This window comes from Bifidobacterium sp. ESL0704, assembly GCF_029392075.1.
Lineage (GTDB): Bacteria > Actinomycetota > Actinomycetes > Actinomycetales > Bifidobacteriaceae > Bifidobacterium.
The window spans coordinates 51106-71756 of the sequence record NZ_CP113929.1 but is presented as its reverse complement, the minus strand read 5'-3'; the positions used below and the strand labels follow the sequence as shown (position 1 = coordinate 71756).

Here is a 20651-nt window from a genome sequence, read left to right as displayed (position 1 = left end):
GGCCACCGACATGGATAGAATGAAAGGGGCGGTTTGTCGCCTGACATTGTTTACATTCGTTTGCGTATAGGGTCGAGGACATTATGAAGCCACAGCTGGGAGATATCGTCATCAGCAGATATACGTTGGTGTCGCCGCTGCGTAGCGTACCTGGGCTCGAAGCGTGGAAAGCCAATGACCGCGTCCTCGCGCGCGATTGCCAGCTCTTCATCGTCACCGACAAGGCTGCCATCCCCAGTTTCGAGGCCATCGCTTCGACGCTCACCCTTTCGCGCAACCCTCATTTCACACCGGTTATCCAGATGCAGCGCGTCGATGACGTCCCCGTGCTTATCACGCAACTGGACCGAGGACTTTCGCTCAACGATTTCATCGGGCACGGCACGCGCAAGCTTAGCTACACAGCCATGCATTCCGTCATCGCCGAAGTCGCCGACGGACTCGAAACACTGCTGCGTGACGACTTGGGCATGAAGTCCCTGAGCACCGACATCATTCGCATTACCTCAAAAGGTGTCCAGATCGCCGACGCCCCTCTTCAGGAGATGTTCACCGATACCCCCGCGCAAAGAAGCCTCCAACCGGAGATGCGCGCAATCCACGAACTCGCGTCGCTGATTTACGCCATGCTCATCGGCAAATGGACTTCGGAAATCAAGGATTTTGACCTTTCCGCGTTGCCGGAAGACACTCCGGAAGAATTGCGTATCATCTGCGAACGCGGGCTGCCCATCAACGATGCGGATGGCAGTCCGACCCTTTCGATGGTCTCCCTGTCCGAGCTTGTGGCGTTGCTGGGCGAGGCCAAACCGTTGGCAACGCTTCCGGCAAGTGAAATAAAGCGACCCAATTCCGATGGCGAGGCTTCGATTCAGAGGCTTCCACTTCGCAGGACTCGGCCAAATAACCTGCTTGATTTTCCACAAAATCTTTCGACCAACCAGTTGCAGTTCCGTGCGCGTCAGGCCGCCAGCGCAGCGGAATCTGCGGCGGCACAAGGCGTTGCCGCCGCAGCTGCGGGAGCCTCCGCTTTAACCGGCACAGCGCGGAAACAAGCGCAGACGGCGGCTCACCACATCGGTTCCGCTGCGGCTGCCACGGCTTCTGCGGCTGCCACCCAGCATGGCGGTAAACCGTTACAGACAGGTTCGCCGAGCCAAAAGAAAGCCGCAACCAATCCAGCTTCCGGCAACATGTCGAACAAGCCGAAGCCGGCATTGCCGCAAAACGGCCCAGCACCGTCACCGAGCAAAGATGCCAAGTCAAATGTTCCGCCCGCCCCCGGCAGCGCCAACGGCACCAACGGAAACCGCGCCTCCGCAAAGGATTCGAATTCGGCGAAATCCTCACAAGACAAATCCTCGAAATGGTGGCGTCAACACGGCAAGTCAGGCAGCAATCAGCCCAGCGCTTCTGATGATTTGACCAACGCTGCGGCCCCGCGCATGGATCTGCACGATCTGACCGCCGCGGAAATGGCGGATGCTTTCAAATCCTTCGATTCGACCGCCGACGACTCCATCTTCTCGGATTTCGACCAGAACGCCGTGCAAAACACCAATCCGACGATGCAATTTGACTTCGCCATGAAGGGTGATGTCGACGGCACGCACGACGTCACCCCAGGAAACCGTACTGAAGCCACAGGCCGCATTCCGCTGCTTGACGCCAACGGGAATTTCATCGAGCCGGGGCACGAGTCCGCACAGGCGCTGCAGGCGGAGCAAGAGGCCATCGACGCCGCCAACCCTGTCATCACGCCTCCCAGCTTCACGCCTCAGCAGCGGGCCCATCAGCAATCCACCAACCCGACCAGCGACGATATCGCCGACACCCCCTTGCTCGGCAAACTCACCACCAAAGCCGTCGCCATCATCGCCGTCATCGTGCTGATTCTTGCGGCCGCAGGGGTCGCCGCGTTCGTGCTCACCGGCCATAACAGCAGAGGCGCGGGCAGCTACCAGCAATCCAGCTCCGACCCATGGCCCGATATGAACCTCAACAAAGTGCCCTTCGGCGCTCAAGGCAACGGAGCGGGCAATGATGCACAAGGCTCGGCCGGTTCCGAAAGCTCCAAAAAGCAAAACAGTGATTCTTCGAACGGCTCGTCCAACGGGTCAACTTCGAAGTCTGAAGCGGGTTCCAGCTCCAGCTCCAGCTCCAGCTCCAAAGTCATTACCTCCGACAAGGTCGCCAACGCCGTGCCCGCGCCCTCGATTCCGGTGAACAATACGCCGCTGACCATCGACAAGCAGGAGTTCTACCGTCAGCCTGCCGGGCAGAACGGCCTTGCATATTACATGCATGTCAGCGATCCTGCGACCGTCACCCGGTTCGTGGTCCAGATCCGCACTTCCGGCGGTACGGGCTATCTCATCGCCAACACCACTCAGGACCCGAACGCCGGCCAGCAGGTCGCGCAGTTCACCTTCGACGAGAGCGGCACCACAGAGGTCAAGCTGGCCAAACCCGTCAAGTCCCAGGACTTCATGCTCTGGGTCCCCATGGACTCCCTGCCGAACCATTCCCTCTACATCAACCACGTCCAACTGTTCTAGGGCGTAGCCGCCAAATCAAGAACGGGGCGATGGAGGATGCACCGCGGCCCCGACGATAAGCCACCGTGATTGGGCACACGCGGGAGTGCCCGCCGACACTGTCGTCATCTCTCCAGAGTGTCGCTGAAGCGTCCGCACGCCTGCCGGCACCATTTGCCGCTCCAACCGTGACGAAGCAGTGGCGATTTACGGGCGGCTGTGGCACAGACACGGCCCATGCACTAGAGTTTTCCTACGGTTCGCCGTAGACGGGCCGGCAACGTAATCGAATATCGAAGCATAAGAAGGTTCGGCAATGCCAACTGTCAACAAAGGCACGCAACAGGGCGGCTCGAAGGTCATCAAAAGTGATCCCTGGATACATTCCTACGCAGCCCGCGCCGACAATATGCGCGCCTCCGAGATCCGGGCCCTGTTCGCCACCGCCTCGCGTCCGGACGTGGTCTCGCTGGCCGGAGGCATGCCCTATCTCGACTACCTGCCGTTCAAGGAGCTTTCGCAGCTCATCGCCAAGATGCTCGTCGACAAGGGCGACGTGGCCTGGCAGTATGGCTCGGCGCAGGGCGATCCGCATCTGCGCGAGGACGTGCTGCAGATCATGGCGCTCGAAGGCATCAAGGACGTGCAGCCCGATGACGTGGTCATCTCCAACGGTTCGCAGAACGCCATCGACCTGATTACCCGCATCATGTGCGACCCGGGCGACGTGGTGATCGCCGAAGCCCCGAATTACGTGGGCGCGCTGGGTGTTTTCGCCTCCTTCCAAGTCGAAGTGGTCAACGCGATGACCGATGCAGACGGCCTTATCCCCGAATCGTTCGAGGAGACCATCGAGGCCCTGCGCAAGGCCGGCAAAAAGGTCAAATTCCTTTACACCGTGCCCAATTTCCACAACCCCGCCGGCGTGACGATGAGCGTCGAACGCCGACCGCGCATCATCGAGATCGCGCGCAAATACCATGTGCTCATCGTGGAAGACAACCCTTACGGCCTGCTCGGTTTCAATGGCCAGACCTACCCCGCGCTGCGTTCGATGGACGCCGAGAACGTCGTCTACCTTTCCAGCTTCTCCAAGATCATCGGGCCGGGCATGCGCATCGCGTGGATCGTGGCGCCTCCGGGAATCCGCAAGAAGCTCGTTCTGGCCAACGAGGCGTCGATTCTCTGTCCGCCGAACATGAGCCAGCTGACCATCACCACCTATCTCGACAACTTCGACTGGAAGAAGCAGATCAGCCAGTACCGCGGGATGTACAAGGAGCGATGCGACACCATGGACGCGGCGCTCAAGAAGTATCTGCCGTACTGTTCCTGGAACAAACCCCAGGGCGGCTTCTATATCTGGCTGAAAATCCCCGAGGGCTTGAATTCCAAGGCAATGCTGCCTCGCGCCATCACCGCGAAAGTCGCCTACGTGGCCGGCACCGGCTTCTATCTCGACGGCAGCGGCACGCACCACATGCGCCTTTCGTTCTGCTATCCGACGCCGGACAAGATCACGCTGGGTATCAAGCGGCTTGCAAGTGTGATGGACGGCGAGCTCAAGACCGCCGAACTCTTCGGCACCGCTGCGGCCGATGCGGACACGCACGCTTCGCACACCTCGAGTACGCCTGCCAGCGGCACCGCCAGCACCGCCAGCACCTCCAGCACCTCCAGCACCTCCGGCACCGCCGGCAAGAAAGCCTGAGCACAATGATGACGGCTGGAAGCGGCAAATCAATCGATATTATTTTGCTGCAAACCATCACCGTTGCAGCAAGCTCCGTTACCGTTACCTCCAACAGGAATCAGCAAAAGGTGAATCATGGATATCAAATCGCCAGCGCCACAACCACCGACAAAGCAGCCACCGGCTTGCCTCTACCGCTATTCCCACCGTTGCGAGACACAGTCCGCAATGGCAACAGGCAACGAGACACCGCCCGCGCTTCTACCTGTTATCCGGTAACTGACAGACAACATTGGCAACAGCGGTTACGATTCCGCAATAGCAACAATCATCAGTCCATATCATTCAACTGATATCAATCATCGAAAGGCGATATTATGGCACGTCACACCAAAGCCAGTAGCACCGCAAACCCCGGCAAAGTCGTCGACTCGTCAACCCTTCAAGCACGACACGGCAAGCATTCCGCAACCCAACACGAGTCGATCGACCGAGCGGCGACCAAGGTGCTCGTCATCTGCGGCGGCATGAGCCACGAGCGCGACGTCTCGCTTGCCAGCGGCCACCGCGTCTCCGGCTACCTCGAAAAGGCTGGCTGGAATGTCACCACGCACGATATGGACAGCGAACTGCTGCCGTATCTGAGCGACCCCAAGACCCGCCCCGACATCGTCTGGCCGCTGCTGCACGGCGCCAATGGCGAGGACGGCTCGATCCGCGACATCCTCGAGTTGGAGGGCCTGCCGTATATCGGTTCGCGTGCCAAGGCGTCGCGCACCGCCTGGAGCAAGCCCATCGCCAAGAACGTGGTGCGCAAACTCGGCGGACTTTCCACGCCCGTTTCGGTAGCGCTGCCCGAATCGACGTTCCGCGAGCTGGGTGCGAAGAAGGTGGTGGACCTGCTGGTCTCCTCGCTTAAGCTGCCGCTGTTCGTCAAGCCGACCCAAGGCGGATCGGCGATGGGCTGCACCCGCGTCGACAAGGCCTCCGAGCTGCCGCAAGCCATGGTCAACAGCTTCGCATATGGCGACGTTGCGCTGGTGGAGCAAGCCGTCACCGGTACCGAGATTTCCGTTTCCGTGCTGGAAATCGACGGGGAACCGCTCGTTCTGCCGCCGCTCGAAGTGGCCACGCCTGACGGCGATTACGATTACGAAGCCCGCGTGACCCCCGGCCCGACCGATTTCTACGTTCCCGCGCGCTTGCCCGAAGCCGTGCTCAAGGCGGCGCAGGAAGCGGCACTCACCGCGCACAACACTCTGAGTCTACGCGACATCTCCCGCACCGACTTCATCGTCGACGAGTCCGGCATCCCGCAGTTCCTCGAATCGAACGTGGCTCCCGGCATGACCGCGACCTCGCAGCTACCGCAAGCCGCCATCGCCGCCGGTTACAGTCTGTCCGATCTCTACTCGCAGCTGGTGGAGTCCGTCCTACGCCAGCATCGCGCCGATAAATAGGGGATAGGCGAGCAACCGGCCCGTCTACTGCCAGCGTTCAGATCTCCGAAATGTGCAACCGAACTACCTGTTGGTTGCACATTTTTATATATTGCGTCCGAAAAGCGCACCTAATCCCCGCTCCAATGCACTTTCCCGACACCACCGTCAGAAAAACGCACCCCACCGGACCCAGAACGCACTTATCCCACTCCAACGTCAGAAAAGTGCACCTAATCCCCGCTCAAATGCACTTTCCCGACGCTACCGTCAAAAAACGCACCCTACCGAACCCAAAACGCACTTATCCCACTCCAACGTCAGAAAAGCGCACCTAATCCCCGCTCCAACGCACTTTCCCGACACCACCGTCAGAAAAACGCACCCCACTGGACTCAAAATGCACCTTCCCGACACCACCGTCAAAAAAACGCACCCCACCGGACCCAGAACGCACTTTCCCAACGCCACCGTCCAAAAAGCGCACCCCACCGAACCCAAAACGCACCTTCCCGACACCACCGTCAGAAAAATGCACTCTATTCGGTTCAGGATGGATTCTTCCGTATTTGAGGCCGCCCGACAGACGGTTGCCAACGGCATTCCAGCAAATTCTACGGTATCTGTTGTCCGAGCCGAATCAGCCACGACGGCGTCAGTACCACCGCCAGCACGACCAGCAGCACGACGAGAACTGCACCGTAAACCAACATCCGTACCCACAACGGGCGGCGACGCAGTGCGGGAATCCCATCCAACAGCAACCAACCCAGCACCAAGCCGATCACAAATCCGCCGATATGCGCCTGCCACGCCACGTTCGGAATGAACAATGGCATCGCCAAGTCGAGGACGATCCAAATCACCATCCCACGAATATCCGCGTGCGTACGCTGGAAAACAAGCAGCACCACGCCGAAAAGCCCGAACAACGCGCCGGAAGCGCCGTATGCGGACGTGCCCCAATCGTGAGTGATATAGCTGTAGACCATCAGGCCATCTGAAGCGCCGAGCCCACAAATCAGATAAACCGCGAGGAAGCACCAGTGCCCAAGCAGCTTTTCCAAGTACGGCCCGATGATAATCAGCGTCAGCATGTTGCCCAAGACATGCAATACATTTGGGGAATGCATAAACATCGACGTGAACCACGTCCACGGCTTCACAACCGCCAAACCTGAAGCGAACGAGCCATTAAAAATCAGGGTATTGAACTGTTGCGGGAAGGCATACTTGAACAGCACTTCCACAAGCCATACCGCTACGCATGCAACCACAATCGCCCACGTGACCACCGGCCCATTGGATCGCCACTCGTACCTCAGCCTTCGAAACCACCGTTGAATGTCGCCGCTCTGATTGGTCATTACTCCATTTTATCGATGACCATTCCCAACAACCCATCTTCCCGCACACCCCGATAGGGACATTGACCAACAAAACCTCACCAAGCAGCCAATCATATTTTGAATACCGCTGTTTAGGGATGCGAGAATTCTGATTTTTCACTTTTCCACCCAATTGTCACAGAACATCGGCTAGGATAGAAGCAACGTCGGCTTGGACGCACAGGTCGACACTTATGAAAGGAGCCGTCATGGAGAACAAGTCTTCTAACGGTTGGAAGTTCTTTGCACTGCTCTTCGGCGGTCTGCTCGCTGCAGTCGTCGGTCTGTACATGTACAAGCAGCAGAACCCCGACTATGATCCGTGGGAAGAGCCGTGGGAAAACAGCTCTTCACCAGTCGATTTGGGTCTTGATAAGGAAGCCGATCCGAAGCCCGAGCAGGGCCCGGAAACCGCTACCGCCTGATCTTATTCAATAAAAAGGGGAGTCGATTTCGGTCGGCTCCCTTTTTTCGTGCCTTTGACGCGACGAAACGATGGATGCGTCGAAAAGCAGGAAAACAAGCCCCGAAACATGCTTTCGAACGCATTGGACAGAAAAGGTACGTTGAAAAGCACGAAATCGGGGTCAAAAACATGCTTTTCGACGCATCTTCGAAACGCAGAGCAACAAGACAGCCTGACACAGAAGTCCGACAGCAGACCACGGCCATATACAATGAAGCTATGGCAGCGATACGGGAACAGGACATTTCGAAGGGCATGGCGGCGCTGGACGCGTGGCGCAAAGTGGCAGACGCACATCGCAGAGAACCGCTTGAGGCACGGCTTGCGTTTTCGCCGGACGGCCTGCCGCGCAATACTTGGGCGATGGCCGTGCGCTATTCCCTGTATCTGCTAGAAAACAAGGCTCCTGGCCCCGGCGTCGAAGTGCGTGTGGCGCCGTGGGGAGCAGTGAAGATTCTCGACGGGCCGAAGTCGGACCCGCACAATCTCACCCCGCCAGACGTCATCGAGCTCGACCCGGACGTGTGGCTGCGCTTGACTTGCGGGCTGACGAAGTGGGATGAAGAAAAGAACGCCGGCCGCATCAGCGCGGTGGGCGAGCGCGATAATTTGAGCGCACTTCTACCACTGGACTGAACGACTACTTAAATTACCGGCATCGGCTGAAATACGACAACATTGCCGCCACAATGTATATGGTTCATAGCGATTAGACACGGAAATCGGGATCCCGGCCAGAATGTGTGTCCAAATAGGCATCGAAGTGTTCTGCCATATAGCTTAGAAGCTGTTTAAGATCGGCATGGGAAAATTTGGATCTTCTCTTTGCTTACTCCCTCAATGGCTCAGAGCTGATTTTGGACACACATTCTGGCCGGTATCCCCGGAACGATATGAATGATCGTAGCGTTTCGTTAATTCCAACAGGTTAATTCCAACAAACGTTGCGTAGCTGGCTCTGCATAATCTCCAGAAATCAAATTACCGTCGACGCTTCAACGCCAACGGTAATGGTAAGAAATACGGAAACACGAAAATCCGCTCAGGCCTCGCTGGCCTTGGGCTTCGGCTTACGCAAAGCGCTGGGAATAGGCATGTGAATCGGCTTGTGCGGCTTCGGCATCGGCGCTTTCTTGGCGCTGGAAGCAGATTTCGCATTGTCACCGCTTGCCGCCTTTGCTGCGGCCTCGGCGGCCCACTTGGCGTAATCGTCCAAATCATCGTCGTCAATCGGCGAATCCTCATGCCGGTCTACGTCTTGCTCGGCCGTATCTTCATGTCGCTTGCCGTGAGTCTTTGAATATTCCTTCTCGACTTCATCGAACGGATCTGCCGACCCGCTACCCGGTTCCTGCGCGCCAAGCTCCTTTGCCAGCTCGTCATAATCGGTATCGGTTGTCAAATACTTAAGCTTACGGGCCATTTTCTTTTGTTTAGCCTTTTGACGTCCGCGGCCCATTTGACCCCCTGAATAATTTTTAGTCGCAATTTAATCCATCAATATAGTAGGATACCACCCAATCTGTTACGTTTCATTGTCGGCTCAGACTTTTACCATAAAAACAAGATTTTCAAGGTTTCCAGACATTAAGGGCAGGTCATGGCGGACACACAAAACGACGCGAAAAAAGAACAGATCACTGCGGCGGGCAATGAGATAAGTGCAAGCTTTGTCGAGGCGAAAAAGCGTTCTGACGCGGTTTTGGCCAAGCTCGAGAAGGATCCAGGCAAGTTCACCATGCTCACCGGCGACCGACCGACCGGCCGTCTGCACCTCGGTCACTATTTCGGATCGATCCGCGAGCGTGTCGCGATGCAGAACAAGGGCGTGCACACCAACGTGCTCATCGCCGACTATCAGGTCATCACCGACCGCGACACCACCGAGCATATTCAGGAGAACACGCTGAACATGGTGCTTGACTATCTGGCCGCCGGCATCGACCCGAACAAGACCATGATCTTCGCGCATTCCGCGGTACCGAGCGAAAACCAGCTGATGCTGCCGTTCCTTTCGCTGGTCACCGAAGCCGAGCTGCTGCGTAATCCGACCGTCAAGTCCGAAGCCGAAGCGAGCGGCCACGCGCTGACCGGCCTGCTGCTGACCTATCCGGTCCATCAGGCCTGCGACATCCTCTTCTGCAAGGCCAACGTCGTGCCGATCGGCAAAGACAACCTGCCGCACGTCGAGATCACGCGCACCATCGCCCGCCGCTTCAACGAGCGGTATGCCAAGAAGAACCCCGTCTTCCCCGAACCGACGGCAATTCTCTCCGACGCCCCCGAGATTCCGGGCTTGGACGGCCGTAAGATGAGCAAGTCCTATGGCAATTCCATTATGCTCAGCGCCACTGCGGAGGAAACCGCCAAGCTCATTAAGAAGAGCCCGACCGATTCCGAACGCCGCATCACTTTCGACCCAGTCAAGCGTCCGCAGGTTTCGGCGCTGTTGACCACCGCCGGCCTGGTCACCAATCGCGACCCGAGGGACATTGCCGAGGAGATCGGCGACGCAGGCGCAGGGGCCTTGAAGCAGTACGTCACCAAGGCCGTCAACGAATTCCTCGCCCCGCACCGCGAGCGCCGCGAGGAGCTGGCGAAGGATATGGATTCGGTCCGCGACATCATCCACGACGGCAACAAGCGCGCCAACGAGATCGCCGAGGAGACGCTCGACCAGGTGCGCGACGCTATGGGCATGAAGTACTGATTGATTGATTGATTACGTTGGTGACGCTTGGCATCCGCTTAGCGCCACCAACGTAACTAACGATTGCAAACTGTTGCAAATACGACGCTAAAACCTTAACTTGCGTCGCAAATGCAACAGTCCACTACATTCCTATTGCTTTTGTGACGCATAAACGCCGATTTGCGTCACAAAAGCAGCACTTGTTGCCGACGAAACCTGAAATCTCACACGTCGTAGCGCCAGGACTTGTCGGTAATCACGCGGGCCATCGCCAGGCCGATGGGCAGGCAGAGGATGACCATGAAGGCGCGGAAGGCCCAATCGAGCGCGTTGGCCGTGTCGAACTGGCCCAAGTAGAACATCGCGCGGTACATATAGAGGCCGGGCACCATGATGACGATCGACGGCACAGTCAAGCAGATGCGCGGATAGCCCAGATAAGGCGGCAGAAAGCCGTGGCGCACCGACGAGCGCCATACCGAGGCAAGCAGGCCGGCGAGCATCGCACCCAGAAACGCGGCGGCCTCCGGCGGCATACCGAAATCGACGATGGTCAGGCGCAAGGTATCGGTGATGGCGCCGATGATGGCCGCGGTGAAGCACATCCGCTGAGGCGAGTTGAACAGCACCGAGAATCCCCAGACACCGCCGAATGCGCAGATTGCACGCAAACCGGCATTGACCCACGGATTCAGGCCTAGCGGCTCGAAGCCTTGCGGGCTCAGATGGACGATGGACGCGACCATCCAGCCTGCGAGTGTGGCCATGAGGATGAGCGCGAGCGTGTACACCAAACGTTGAATGCCGCTGGGAAGGTCCATTTTGGCGATATCAAGACCGCCGGTGATAAGAGGGAAACCGGGAATGACAAAGAGCATCGCGCCGATGTAGGCGGTATCGTGGCGCAGCGCCACCGGGTCGAAAACGCCGATGAGACGCAAGGTGCCCACACAGGCGAACGCAGCCACCGCAACCGCCACGAACGTGACGAAGAACTGGTTCAGGTGATAGATGAACATCCGCCGCCGCACCCAATGGCCAACGCCCGCGCCGACGAACGCGCCGATCATGTCGTAGGGGCCACCGCCGAGCAGGAAAACGAAGCATGCACATGCCACGGCGGAAGCGATCGCCGAGAACCACGGCGCGTAAAGCGGCTTGCGATGCTGGATGAGGCTTAGCCGTTCATGCGCCTGACGTACCGTGATGCCACGGCTGGACTTCGACTTGGCAGGCTGGGGCTTCTGACCTGCCGACGCCGTCGCAACCGAGGATTGGCCGGCCCTGACGCCATCGTGCTGTTCAGGCACATGATGAGTGCCATTCACGGGGCCTTGCTTCAGCGAAACGCCAGGCTCGTTCTGGCCAGCGGCGGTCTCGCGTTCGGCCGCGATATCCTCGCGTGTCTTGCCAATGTGCTCGAAATGCTCCGCATATTCGCCCTTCGGCGGCTGGAATCCGCGCTTTTTGGCACGTTTGATGGCCTTTTCGTGGACCCGTTTGCGTCGCTCGATCTCACGATGGGCTTTTTGCGTGGCACGCAGCATGGAACGTTGGGCGTCGGGGTTGTCGAGCTGTTGCACCATCTCTTGCGACACCGCGGTCTGCGCGTGGTAGGTGGTCGCCGGCGCGCCGATGTTGACGCTGAACCAATCGGCGAAATGCTCAAGCAGCCAGATACGCTCCGTATTGACTCCGGTCGTCGGCAAATCGACAACTTGCGTAATCCTGCTGACGCCATCGCTGCACGAGACCCCCATATCGGTGAGGTTGATGTTCGCCCGCACATGCACGCCAAGCGGATAGCCGATGCGGTGCATCAACTCGCGGATGCGGAAGCTTCCCGTGCCGGCGCGCAGGTCGAGCAGGCCCACACGAGCAATGATGCTCGCCTTCGCCGCAATGCCGGCGTCGACCACCGGCGTATCCCAGTCGCGCTCGATGTCGGCGGTGTCCAACGGCATATAATGCGTCAGCCGGTCGTGCACCTTGGCGCGGTGATCGCGGTGATCGCCGTCGTCAGTTCCTTCATTGTGGCCTTTATGGTCATCGATGGAAGCCACCGCCCTGGCCACACGCCGGTATTCTTCGGAATCAGATTCGTTCAAATCGCCGAAAATATCGTCAATACTTCCATCGCCGGTGTCGGCATCGTTGACGCCATCGGTCACATTCACCGTTTTCTCAATGTCCCGGGCAACCGTGTCCATGTCGGCTTCCTCGTCTGCGACGTTGCCGAAGCCCTTGTGCCCGTTCATATCGTCAGCGCCGCTTTCCGCAGTCACACGACCCGCTGCGTCACCCGCATCATCCGAAATAGATGCTGCGTCGAACCCGCTATCCACATCAGCGTCGCCACCAGTCGAACCCGTGCCTGCCATCGCCATACCCTTCATCGCCCTTCAATTTTCTTGCAGCGTCTCGCATTCCCCTAAGTGCCTCGTACGCCTTACACCGCGCACTTCGCACCCGTCAAGCAGAGTTCTCTACGCTCAAACTTCATTGGAATTGAAGAGACATTGATACACCATATAAGTTTTGACATATCCCGATATCTCATTTTTAGCACGCTCACCCTAAATCTTCCGTGCTATCAATGCCCGATAATCACCAATTGGAAATCAACTGGATTTTTCTCTTGATAACTCATGCCTTGCGAAATCAGCCTCACGCTATTGATTCCCGTACCCAAGCAGTACCACACATCATCGCATCATACCTTTTGCACCCATGAGTTTCAATTGGGCTTCAGATATGATTAAAAATCTCTCTTTTATGATAAAATGCGCGTAATTGTTGCACAGGCCTATAACACAATGTTGTCAAGAGGGAATGGGACACGATGCCGTATTCAGATACGATACGCAACAAAATCGCGCATCTGAACCAAAGAATCGTGGACCTCAACGCTCAGCGCGATCTCATCGACATGAACAACACCTCGCGCCAGCAGATTGAGCAAATCTGGGCGAAAGTCAACGATGACGCCAGTACTGCACTCACCAAGTTCTCCTCCACTCAATCCGATCTGGAAGACTTCCAACAACAAATCAAGGCATTGACCGCCACGCTGGACGGCGGGGCAGCCACAGGAACACTCGACATCTCCTACCTCACCGGCGGCCTTAAAGCATCCATCGATTTCTACAACAAGGTGAGTGCGCTCTACGGCAAGATGGAGAACGAGGGTTTGGACGCCGACAGCGCTTCAAAAGACCCTCATGCACTGACGGTCATGCTGAAGGTCTTCGGCAACAAAATCCTCAAGTACGCGCTCAAATTATCTGTAAGCAATGAATGGAGCAAACCAATTGGCCCGGGTCTCGTACTGAGTTTCTCGGTATCCGCCGCAGACGGCAAGGGGAAGGTGACACTCAACGTACCCGGCTCCATAGCGAAAGCACAGAAAGATGAGCTGCTTGACATGATTTCCTTTGGCGTGATGGGCAACTCAGTCCAGCTTGATAAAAACGGACATCCCATTGACGCTCCGGAGGGGCGAGGCTACGGAAGATGGAAGACTGACCATGATCTTGGCCTCGACAAAGGAGGAGGAGGAAGATTCTCTTGGAGCCGTACGCACGGTGACAAGACACAGAAGTATTCTATGAACTTTCAACAAGGTTCTATTGCTGTCTCAGCTGGCGTTTCACAAGACTACGGCAAAGATACCTCCATTGCCTCAGAACTAGGCATCACCGCGAGCAACGACTCTCATTGGACAGATTTTCGCAAGCCGGAACCGGTTCGAGTACCCGCGAAAATACCAACGTTCAGCCTGCAATGGCACCTTGAGATCATACCTGCGACGAGCCCAGTGCCAGCCGGTGCCACCATTATCGCAGTAATGGGCGCATTCATACTCATCATGCTGGCGATCGCATGACACGTTCCACTGTTCATTTCATTCGCGTCATCTGCGCTTTGATTCTCTGCATCATGGCCACGCTCCTGCCTCTCTCCGCCTGCGGCACCCTGCAAGCCAACACCGCACCGCAACAACCCCGGACCGAGAAAATCATATTCGACAAAACATACGTGAAAAACTTCCTCTACGACAGCCCAGACAAAAAAGACGCGATACGAACCCCACAAGCCGTTGCAAAAACACTCAAGAACAATCATGTCGAAGAATTTACCGATGTTTACGTATCGAAAAATAAAGATGTCGTTGGTCTTGTCACCAAGAAGCAACGACTTTCAAACATCAAAAAGAACAACGAACGCATAGCGCAAAACGGACAAACCTTCACTAAAGAAAAACCAAGCTACCGCTACACGATCAACAAAAACGGCACCGCAATGTCTATCTGGACAGATAAAAACATGTCGTTTTGGGCTGGAGGAGCTCTATTCACAATCATCCCAGGTTTTTCTGGCTACAACTACTACATGAAGCACGGCAAAGGCGTCTGGGACATGCAGATCACCATCTACAACTGCCACACCAACCAACCCATCACCACCTTCAAAGCCTCCGAAGGATTCCACCTCAACCAGCAAGACCTCGGAGACTGACCCATGCGACACAACACGACACCAACAACCCGGGCACTCACCGCACTCCTCCTCTGTATCACGGCTATGTTCATGCCGCTCTCCGCCTGCGGCCATCCACAAGCCGAACCCGCACCACAACCGAAAACCGAGAAAATCACCTACCCGGCCTCAATCGTTCGAGATTTCTTCTACACGGACGACATCCGCACACCGAAAGCCGCGGCCGCCGACCTCAAAACCAGCGGGCCCAAATACCTCACCGACGCCCGCGCCAAACCCAACGGCGACATCGTCATCACCGTCACCGAACAACAACGACACAACAACATCACCTACAACAACCAACGAATCAAACACAACGAACAGGAATTCACCAAGGCAAACCCCGACTACCACTACGCCATCAACCAGAACGGCACCAGCATGAACGTCTGGACCGACAAAAATTTGTCGTTTTTTGCTAGCTTCGCTATCTTCACCGAAATCCCCTCTTACAACGGCTTGAACTACTACATGAAGCACGGCAAAGGCGTCTGGGACATGCAAATCACCATCTACAACTGCCACACCAACCAACCCATCACCACCTTCAAAGCCTCCGAAGGATTCCACCTCAACCAGCAAGACCTCGGAGACTGACCCATGCGACACAACACGACACCAACAACCCGGGCACAAGGAGCAAGATGAACAACCGATTCACCATATTCAACGGCACCGTCGAAATCACATTGCCAGAAAGCTACCACCCGTGGAACGAAGCAAACGGCTCAGATGCGCCAAACGGTCAAAAATTGGTGCAGATTCTCGAAACCCTGTCAGCCGACGCAACAGATGCGGATAGAGACAAGACAAGCAAATCCGTGACTACGAGCAACGATTCCAGATTCATGGACGACAGTGGAGCATACCTCTTCGGAATCACCGAAAATCGAGCATGGGAACCCGACAAGCTCAACGAGCATCTTGATGAATGCTTCCAAGCCATAGCCCGGAGTCTGCCGCTCGTTGCCAATGCTCAAATCGCAACCAAGAAACTAACGAACGCCGACGAGCAACCTATCGGGATGATTCGCTATACATTCGCCACACCACACGAAGACTGGTTCGCGTGCACGTTGCTACTGCCGAATGACGACCGGGAGGCTCTGCTCAACTGTGTGTGCCCCACCAGTCATCTACCAGCCGGAGCTCTGGAGTTCAACGCCATCGCCGATTCCATCCGCTTCATAGTCCAAGGCGATATCGGCGACGGCGGCGTTCCCATTACCAAGTAGGCAATCCATATCGCATACTTCTTCGTCCAAAATACGGCCTTCACTCGTTTTTGTTACATAAATGTCGATTAGGTCACCCTACAATCAAAGCGTACTCGCCAAGCAATGGCTTTGGGTTCGCAACAGATGGCACCACAACTGCGGAGGAGCCGCGGAATGCCGACAGACCGAACAACCGGAACTTGGTTTGAAGGAGGTCTGAATGGCTACAAGTACCAAAAACAACAAGCCAGCCAACAATCAACCGATCACGCAGCCTGATGCCGCACTGTTCACTTCCGGAGTCGGGACCAAAGGCCCCGAGGAACGTGATCTTCCCCAGTCGCTCAAAGACGACCTTGCACTCTGCCTTGAGATTTTGCGCACCGTGCTGGGGGAGTACGACAAGAATCTGCTTTCCACGTTCGACACCGTACGCGACTACGCCGTCAAGGCGAGTGCCGAACACTACGCGGAAACCATCGGCAAGGAAAAGCCCAAGGAAGACAACCTCGAAAAAGCCGAAAAGGTCATCGACGCCCTGAATGTCCACGAAGCGCAACTGCTCGCGCGAGCGCTCACCACCTACTTCCATCTGGCGAATCTCTGCGAGGAGAATTACCGCGTTTCGGTGCTTCATAAGCGCGAGGCGAATGTGGGCGAAGACGCGGCGACCGATCCCGTCAACGAACTGACCGGCGCCTACCATCAGCTCATCGGCGAAATGGGCCCGGCAAAGGCCAAGGAGCTTCTGAACAAACTCGAGTTCCACCCCGTCTTCACCGCCCACCCCACCGAAGCGCGTCGCAAGGCCGTCGAAGGAAAGATCCGCAGAATCGCTACGCTTCTGGGCGCCGGCAAGCTGCTGGGCGGGTCCGACAAGAAGGAAAACTACCGTCGTCTGTATAACGAGATTGACGCGCTCTTCCGCACCTCGCCGATCGGCGCCAAGAAGCCGACACCCGTCGAGGAAGCCGACACCATCATCGACATTTTCGACAACACGCTTTTCGAAACCATTCCACAGGTCTATCGCCGTTTCGACGATTGGATCCTTGGCGACCAGGCCGGAATCTCGGAGCCGCAATGCCCCGCATTCTTCCATCCCGGTTCCTGGATCGGCACCGATCGCGACGGCAACCCGAACGTCACCGCCAAGGTCAGCCGCGCCGTGGCCCGCAAGTTCAGCGACCACGCCATCGAAGCGCTGGAAAAGGCGACCCGCACCGCCGGCACGAACCTGACGATGGAAGCCGTCACAACACCCCCGAGCGACGAACTCGTCAATCTTTGGAGTCACCAGAAGGAAATGAGCGAGCGCCTGACCGACAAGGCCGCCTCCACTTCCTCGCACGAGCTGCATCGCGCGGTCATGCTGGTCATGGCCGACCGCTTGCATTACACTATTGTGCGCGATGCCGACCTGATGTACAAGAACTGCGATGACTTCATCGCCGACCTCAAGATCGTGCAGCGTTCGCTGGCGGCTGCCGGCGACAAGCGCGCGGCTTACGGTCCGGTGCAGGACGTCATCTGGAAGGCGCAGACCTTCGGATTCCACCTCGTCGAGACGGAGTTCCGCCAGCATTCACTCGTCCATTCCCGCGCCCTGGAGGATATCCGCGAGCACGGCCTGCATGGCGAACGCGGCGAACTGCAGCCGATGACCCACGAGGTGCTCGACACCTTCCGCGCACTCGGCGCCATCCAGAAGCGCAACGGCCAGAAGGCCGCCCGCCGCTACATCATCTCGTTCACCAAGTCCGCGCAGAACATCCGCGACGTCTACGAGCTCAACCGCATGGCATTCTCGAACCCCGAGGATGTGCCGACCATCGACGTCATCCCGCTGTTCGAACAGCTGCAGGATCTGCGCAACTGCGTCGACGTACTTGACGAAATGATCAAGATCCCCGAGGTGCAGGCCCGCCTGAAGGCCACCGGCGGCAAGCTCGAGGTCATGCTTGGCTACTCGGATTCTTCCAAGGACGCCGGCCCCACCACCGCTACGCTCGCGCTGCATTCGGCGCAATGGCGCATCGCGCAATGGGCCAAGGAGCACGATATCGACCTGACGCTCTTCCACGGGCGCGGCGGCGCTGTCGGTCGTGGCGGCGGCCCAGCGAACCGTGCGGTGCTTGCGCAGCCAGCCGGTTCCGTCAACTGCCGCTTCAAGCTCACCGAACAGGGCGAGAGCATTTTCGCTCGCTACGGCAATCAGGCGCTGGCCATCCGCCACGTCGAGTCCGTGGCTGCGGCGACGCTTCTGCAATCCGCCCCGAGCGTTGAGAAGCGCACCACTGAGATGACCGAGAAGTACGCGCCGATGACGCAGAAGCTCGACGAATCCGCGCACAAGCGCTTCCTTGACCTGCTCAATACGCCTGATTTCACACCTTGGTTCTCCACGGTGACCCCGCTGACCGAAATCGGCCTGCTGCCGATCGGCTCACGCCCGGCCAAGCGCGGTCTCGGCGCCAAGTCGCTCGACGACCTTCGCACGATTCCGTGGGTCTTCTCCTGGGCCCAGGCACGCATCAACCTGGCCGCCTGGTACGGCCTCGGCTCGGCATGCGAGGAGTTCGGCGACCTTGAGACCCTGCGCGGCGCCTACAAGGAGCTGCCGATGTTCTCCACGTTCATCGACAACATCGAGATGTCGCTGGCCAAGACCGACGAACGCATCGCCAAGATGTATCTGGCGCTGGGCGACCGCGATGACCTGCGCGACAAGGTCCTGAACGAAATGGAGCTCACCCGCAAGTGGGTGCTCGCCATCGTCGGCGACGATTGGCCGCTGCAGCACCGTCATGTGCTCGGCCAGGCCGTGCGCGTGCGTTCGCCGTACGTCGACATCCTTTCCGTCATCCAGGTGCTTGCCCTGCGCAGCCAGCGTGAACTGCAGAAGAAGCAGGACGCCGAGACCGCCAAGGCAAAGGCCAACGGCAAGGCCGCTGCCGATGCGAGCGCCGTTGCGCCCAAGAAGACGGACAACGAGGAGCTGGCCCGCGACCAACAGCGCGGAGGCTTCACCTACCTCATCCTCTGCACGGTTTCCGGAGTAGCCGCCGGCCTGCAGAACACCGGCTGATTCGCAGCCGATAAGCGGTAAAACGAAGCCTTGCCGGCAATCCCGATTTTTAAGGATTCCGGCGAGGCTTCGTCGTATTTACTCGAAATTGATGAATAGAAAGACAATCCATCTGTTTTAAAGTACAAAAACTACCAAAATCGACATTGATGATCCTTTTCTTTGAGACCTCTGTCAGAACCAGCTATCAAAACCAGTGAAAATGTGTAAGTAAACGACCTCAACAGCAGTGAAAGTGTGCAGTAAATAGCTTAAAAGTGCTGTGAAAGCGTGTACGCAACCGTAACTTGTGATGTTTCACACCACAAGCTGAGCGACATCGTCAAGCGTAAGAAGACGGCCGAAACGGGTGTTGAGGGCCTGGTCGCCGCCGTAGACAACGATGCGCCGATCGGTGGGCAGGCCAATGGTTTCACCCAGTTCATCGACCCTTGTAAAGGCGTGCAAATCATAAGTGGCAGAAGCCTTGACCTCTACTAGGTACTGGACTTCACCGCCCTTTTCGATAATCAGGTCAACTTCCTTCTGGTTGGTGTCGCGCCAGAAATAGAGAGTCGGCTTGCGGCCATGCACATAATATTCCTTGGCGACTGCATTGATCACCGTATTCTCAAACAGAGGCCCGCGGTACTTGCTCAACGTAAGGCTTTCCGGCGACTCAATACCCAACAGGTAAGCAGCTAACCCAGTGTCGTAAAAATAGAGTTTCGGAGTCTTGACCAATCTCTTACCATAATTCTTGTAATACGGGTATAGCCGATAGACAATGAAGCTGGATTCAAGCACGGAAAGCCAGTCTTCCACCGTTTTTCTGTCGATCTTGCAGGCCTTGGCCAACGCCGTGTAATTGAGCAGCTCACCGTCCCGCACCGCACATTGCACCAAAAAGTTCTCAAATGCCGCCAGCTTGCGCACACCGAGTTCGGCACGAACATCTCGTTCAAGGTAGGTGTTGATATAGTTCGGGAAATAATCGGCGGGCTTGATTTTGGAATCGTAAAGTCGAGGATACCCGCCCCGCCACATCCATTCGTCCATCGCCCCAGGTTTTCTGCCTACATCCTTGAGCTCCGTTCGTGAAAACGGCATCAGGTAAAGCAACGCTACGCGGCCGGCGAGAGATTGCGAAATGGACTTCGTCAAAAGGAAATTCTGCGAACCGGAAAGGATGAATTGTCCCGGCTTCTGACGGCGCTCATCGACAATGCCTTGAAGATATGAAAACAGTTCCGGTACGCGCTGCGCCTCGTCAAAAACGACATGATTACCATACTGCTTGAAGAAGGTATCGGGATCGGTTTCAGCAAGTGCTCTTACTTTCGGATTTTCAAGCGAAACGTAGGTGTAATCACTGAATACTTCGCGTAGCAAAGTGGTTTTACCGGTCTGCCGGGCACCGGTAAGCGAAATGACAGGAAACTGCCCAGCCAGCTCCCGCATTTTTGTCGTGATTCTTCGAGGAACCATCTTCGTATTGACTGTACTCATAATCGGCCTATTCCCAACGATTATCACTGTCTATTCCACAATTAACATAAGGTCTATTACCCAATTAACATAAACTCTACTCCACAATTAACATAAAGTCT

The 20651-nt window shown here is 56.9% G+C and carries 16 protein-coding genes; 12 read left to right on the top strand and 4 right to left on the bottom strand.

Features of this window, described 5'->3' with window-relative positions:
- Nucleotides 1-83: 83 nt before the first annotated feature.
- From OZX64_RS00265 to OZX64_RS00250, 4 genes are all read left to right on the top strand, one after another.
- Entirely contained in the window at nucleotides 84-2558 is a 2475-nt protein-coding gene (locus OZX64_RS00265; RefSeq protein ID WP_277172938.1) for a hypothetical protein, read from the top strand.
- Nucleotides 2559-2853: 295 nt separating this feature from the next.
- Nucleotides 2854-4248 (top strand): PLP-dependent aminotransferase family protein, encoded by a 1395-nt coding sequence (locus tag OZX64_RS00260; RefSeq protein ID WP_277172936.1) that lies wholly within the window; start codon nucleotides 2854-2856, stop codon nucleotides 4246-4248.
- Between the two features lie 5 nt (nucleotides 4249-4253).
- Nucleotides 4254-4583, top strand: coding sequence for a hypothetical protein (locus OZX64_RS00255; RefSeq protein WP_277172934.1), 330 nt, complete (start codon nucleotides 4254-4256; stop codon nucleotides 4581-4583).
- A 24-nt stretch (nucleotides 4584-4607) separates the two neighbouring features.
- A complete protein-coding gene (locus OZX64_RS00250; protein ID WP_277172931.1) occupies nucleotides 4608-5690 on the top strand; it encodes a D-alanine--D-alanine ligase in 1083 nt (360 codons plus the stop codon).
- 593 nt (nucleotides 5691-6283) lie between these two features.
- On the opposite strand, the gene OZX64_RS00245 is transcribed toward OZX64_RS00250, so the two are convergent.
- Nucleotides 6284-7036: a rhomboid family intramembrane serine protease gene (locus OZX64_RS00245; protein ID WP_277172929.1), complete on the bottom strand. Its 753-nt coding sequence runs from the start codon at nucleotides 7034-7036 to the stop codon at nucleotides 6284-6286.
- Nucleotides 7037-7266: 230 nt separating this feature from the next.
- Between OZX64_RS00245 and OZX64_RS00240 the strand changes: the two genes are divergently transcribed.
- Together OZX64_RS00240 and OZX64_RS00235 are read left to right on the top strand one after the other, a co-directional pair.
- Nucleotides 7267-7482 (top strand): hypothetical protein, encoded by a 216-nt coding sequence (locus OZX64_RS00240; protein WP_277156620.1) that lies wholly within the window; start codon nucleotides 7267-7269, stop codon nucleotides 7480-7482.
- Nucleotides 7483-7742: 260 nt separating this feature from the next.
- Complete coding sequence (locus OZX64_RS00235) at nucleotides 7743-8159, top strand: sterol carrier family protein (RefSeq protein ID WP_277172927.1); 417 nt, start codon at nucleotides 7743-7745, stop codon at nucleotides 8157-8159.
- Between the two features lie 406 nt (nucleotides 8160-8565).
- On the opposite strand, the gene OZX64_RS00230 is transcribed toward OZX64_RS00235, so the two are convergent.
- Complete coding sequence (locus OZX64_RS00230) at nucleotides 8566-8982, bottom strand: DUF3073 domain-containing protein (RefSeq protein ID WP_277172926.1); 417 nt, start codon at nucleotides 8980-8982, stop codon at nucleotides 8566-8568.
- Nucleotides 8983-9123: 141 nt separating this feature from the next.
- Between OZX64_RS00230 and trpS the strand changes: the two genes are divergently transcribed.
- Complete coding sequence (gene trpS / locus OZX64_RS00225) at nucleotides 9124-10233, top strand: tryptophan--tRNA ligase (protein ID WP_277156617.1); 1110 nt, start codon at nucleotides 9124-9126, stop codon at nucleotides 10231-10233.
- 206 nt (nucleotides 10234-10439) lie between these two features.
- Here trpS and OZX64_RS00220 read toward each other — a convergent pair whose 3' ends face one another.
- Entirely contained in the window at nucleotides 10440-12179 is a 1740-nt protein-coding gene (locus OZX64_RS00220; RefSeq protein ID WP_277157490.1) for a threonine/serine exporter family protein, read from the bottom strand.
- A gap of 878 nt (nucleotides 12180-13057) precedes the next feature.
- Between OZX64_RS00220 and OZX64_RS00215 the strand changes: the two genes are divergently transcribed.
- The 5 genes from OZX64_RS00215 to OZX64_RS00195 all read left to right on the top strand — a co-directional run bounded on the left by OZX64_RS00215 (nucleotide 13058) and on the right by OZX64_RS00195 (nucleotide 19062).
- Nucleotides 13058-14101, top strand: coding sequence for a hypothetical protein (locus OZX64_RS00215; protein ID WP_277172923.1), 1044 nt, complete (start codon nucleotides 13058-13060; stop codon nucleotides 14099-14101).
- Nucleotides 14098-14733, top strand: coding sequence for a hypothetical protein (locus tag OZX64_RS00210; protein ID WP_277172921.1), 636 nt, complete (start codon nucleotides 14098-14100; stop codon nucleotides 14731-14733). Before OZX64_RS00215 ends, OZX64_RS00210 begins: the two co-directional genes overlap by 4 nt.
- A gap of 3 nt (nucleotides 14734-14736) precedes the next feature.
- A complete protein-coding gene (locus tag OZX64_RS00205) occupies nucleotides 14737-15354 on the top strand; it encodes a hypothetical protein (RefSeq protein WP_277172919.1) in 618 nt (205 codons plus the stop codon).
- Nucleotides 15355-15401: 47 nt separating this feature from the next.
- Nucleotides 15402-15992, top strand: a complete 591-nt coding sequence (locus OZX64_RS00200; protein ID WP_277172917.1) for a hypothetical protein — start codon at nucleotides 15402-15404, stop codon at nucleotides 15990-15992.
- A gap of 202 nt (nucleotides 15993-16194) precedes the next feature.
- On the top strand, nucleotides 16195-19062 hold the full coding sequence (locus OZX64_RS00195; protein WP_277172915.1) for a phosphoenolpyruvate carboxylase: 2868 nt from the start codon (nucleotides 16195-16197) through the stop codon (nucleotides 19060-19062).
- A 297-nt stretch (nucleotides 19063-19359) separates the two neighbouring features.
- Here OZX64_RS00195 and OZX64_RS00190 read toward each other — a convergent pair whose 3' ends face one another.
- Nucleotides 19360-20550, bottom strand: a complete 1191-nt coding sequence (locus OZX64_RS00190) for an ATP-binding protein (protein WP_277172913.1) — start codon at nucleotides 20548-20550, stop codon at nucleotides 19360-19362.
- Nucleotides 20551-20651 lie beyond the last annotated feature (101 nt).